Source organism: Mesorhizobium sp. M4A.F.Ca.ET.050.02.1.1 (genome assembly GCF_003997725.1).
Classification (GTDB): domain Bacteria; phylum Pseudomonadota; class Alphaproteobacteria; order Rhizobiales; family Rhizobiaceae; genus Mesorhizobium.
Genome location: NZ_RZSG01000812.1, coordinates 1 through 2,591 on the forward strand (window position 1 = coordinate 1; position 2,591 = coordinate 2,591).

Below are 2,591 nucleotides of genomic sequence, written 5' to 3' on the forward strand. Positions count from 1 at the left end.
TTCCGGAGAAGCTATCGTACCCAGCTTCCTTCAGCGGCCACCGTCGGCGGTCGCGGCACCTGTCGACGCCCAGAAGTGGTTCAACGCAAGCAAGGGGTTTGGGTTCGTCAAAGCCTCAGACGGCACAGAGGCCTATTTGCCCTCGCGCGTGTTGGAGGCGATTGGAAGCCACGGTGTCGCCGAAGGAGCGCATCTGAAGGTCACGTTGGAGGAAACGAAAAAGGGACATCAGGTAGCGCAAGTACTGGAGATCGGAGAGGAAATTCCGAAAAGTTCTGCAAATGCGCCTGCCGGTGGGACAGCCATCGTTCGGCCGCAAACGCAGTTCGCAACCAGAGGCACCGTGAAGTGGTACAATGCCGAAAAGGGCTTTGGTTTCATTGCGCCTGAAGGCGGAGGTAAAGACGTCTTCGTTCATGCCTCGGCGCTATCCCGCTCTGGGCTCAGCGCGCTGGCCGAGGGACAGAAGGTGCTGTTTGAGCAGGGACCTGGCAAGAAAGGCCTGGAAGTTCAGACTATTCGGATTGGCTGAACCTTCCCCACCGTACCCAACAGTAATTCGCAGCCGGCCGGCGGCCGAGGCAACATTGGCTGCGGATTGATCGAATGCCAATCGGCGATGCGCTCAAGGAACGCCGGTTTGACAAATAACGCAAAGGTATTTGCGGAGATTTACGTCGGTCCGCTGTACTGATCACCGGAGTGTTACACCTGCTGCAACGCGATCGCGATGCCCTGGCCGACGCCGATGCACATGGTGGCCAAGGCCAGCTTGCCGCCGCGCTCGCTGAGTTCCAGCGCCGCCGTGCCGGTGATGCGTGCGCCCGACATGCCGAGCGGATGGCCGAGCGCGATGGCGCCGCCATTGGGATTGACATGCTCCGCCTTCTCGGAAATTCCGAGCTGGCGGAGCACGGCAATGCCTTGGGAGGCGAAGGCTTCGTTCAATTCGATGACGTCGAATTGCTCGGGCGTCAGACCGAGACGGGCGCAGAGCTTCTTGGTGGCCGGCGCCGGCCCGATGCCCATGATGCGCGGCGCCACTCCGGCGACGGCGCCGCTGAGGATGCGGGCGATCGGCGTCAGCCCGTGCTTCTTCGCAGCCGCTTCGGAGGCGACGATGAGGGCAGCCGCGCCGTCATTGACGCCGGATGCATTGCCGGCGGTCACCGTGCCGCCCTGGCGGAACGGCGTCGGCAATTTGGCCAGCGCTTCGATGGTGGTGCCGGCGCGGGGATGTTCGTCCTTCGACACGACGATTGGCTCGCCCTTTTTCTGCGGGATCGCCACCGGCGTGATCTCCTTCGCCAGCCGGCCATTGGCCTGCGCCGCAACAGCCTTGTCCTGGCTGCGCGCGGCAAAGGCGTCCTGGTCGGCTCTGCTGACCGAAAACTCCTCGGCGACGTTCTCGCCGGTCTCCGGCATGGAATCGACGCCATACTGCTTCTTCATCAGCGGGTTGACGAAGCGCCAGCCGATGGTGGTGTCGTAGATCTCGGCATTGCGCGAGAAGGCGGTGTCGGCCTTCGGCATGACAAAGGGCGCACGGCTCATCGACTCCACGCCGCCGGCGACCATCAACTCGGCCTCGCCTGATTTGATGGCGCGCGCGGCGACAGTGACGGCATCCATGCCCGAACCGCAGAGGCGGTTGACCGTCGAACCGGGAATGTCCTGCGGGAGGCCGGCAAGCAGCAGCGCCATGCGCGCGACGTTGCGGTTGTCCTCGCCGGCCTGGTTGGCGCAGCCATAGACGACGTCGTCGATGGCGGCCCAATCGAGACCCTTGTTGCGCTCAACGAGGGCTCTCAACGGGATGGCGCCGAGATCGTCGGCGCGCACGGAGGACAGCGAACCGCCGAAGCGGCCGATCGGCGTGCGGATGTAATCGCAGATGAAGGCCTCGGTCATTATGCGGCTTTCCCTTTGGCTGTCCCTTGATGCGCGGCCTTGGTGCGGGCCTGCAGCTCGCGCAACGTCTTGAGCTCGAGTTCCGTCGGCGCCGGCGTCTCGTCAAGGGCCTCCGCGAACTTGACTGTCCAGCCACAGGTTTCCTGCACCTGTTCGCGCGTGACGCCGGGATGCAGCGACACGACGGTGAATTCCTTGGTGACCGGGTCCGGCTTCCAGATGGCAAGATCGGTGATCAAAAGCGTCGGGCCGGCGGTGTCGATGCCGAGCCGCAGGCGGTGGTCGCCGCCTTCGCCATGGCCAAAGGAGGTGAAGAAGTCGATCTTTTCGACCATGCCGCGCTTCGACTGGGCCATGGTGATGTAGACCTGTTTCGACGAGGTGGCTATCTCCGGCGCGCCGCCGCCGCCGGGCAGGCGGGTCTTGGGGTGCGCATAGTCGCCGATGATCGTGGTGTTGATGTTGCCGAATTTGTCGAGCTGCGCGGCGCCGAGGAAGCCGATCGAGATGCGACCACCCTGCAGCCAGTAGCGGAACATCTCCGGCACGGCGACGGTGGTGACCGCGGTCTCGCACAATTCGCCGTCGCCGATCGACAGCGGCAAGACCTCAGGCGCGGTGCCGATGGTGCCGCTCTCATAGATCAGCGTGATGTCGGGCGCATGCGTCAGCCGCGCGCT

3 protein-coding genes are annotated in these 2,591 nt (G+C 64.1%); 1 reads left to right on the forward strand and 2 read right to left on the reverse strand.

Features of this window, described 5'->3' with window-relative positions; all coding sequences use genetic code 11:
* Positions 1–532 (forward strand): cold-shock protein (locus EOA33_RS41395; protein WP_281033581.1); only part of this gene is annotated, 532 nt, incomplete at its 5' end.
* 173 nt (positions 533–705) lie between these two features.
* On the opposite strand, the gene pcaF is transcribed toward EOA33_RS41395, so the two are convergent.
* Both pcaF and EOA33_RS31560 read right to left on the reverse strand, forming a co-directional pair.
* Positions 706–1,911 carry a 3-oxoadipyl-CoA thiolase gene (gene pcaF / locus EOA33_RS31555; RefSeq protein WP_127407405.1) on the reverse strand — a complete coding sequence of 402 codons (1,206 nt, stop codon included), beginning with the start codon at positions 1,909–1,911 and terminating at the stop codon, positions 706–708.
* A partial coding sequence (locus EOA33_RS31560) for a CoA-transferase subunit beta (RefSeq protein WP_145989395.1) occupies positions 1,911–2,591 on the reverse strand: 681 nt, incomplete at its 5' end. The genes pcaF and EOA33_RS31560, both read right to left, overlap by 1 nt.

Coding starts and splice junctions, on each gene's coding strand:
- pcaF (WP_127407405.1), bottom strand. CDS start 1,911: ATGACCGAGGCCTTCATCTGCGATTACATCCGCACGCCGATCGGCCGC.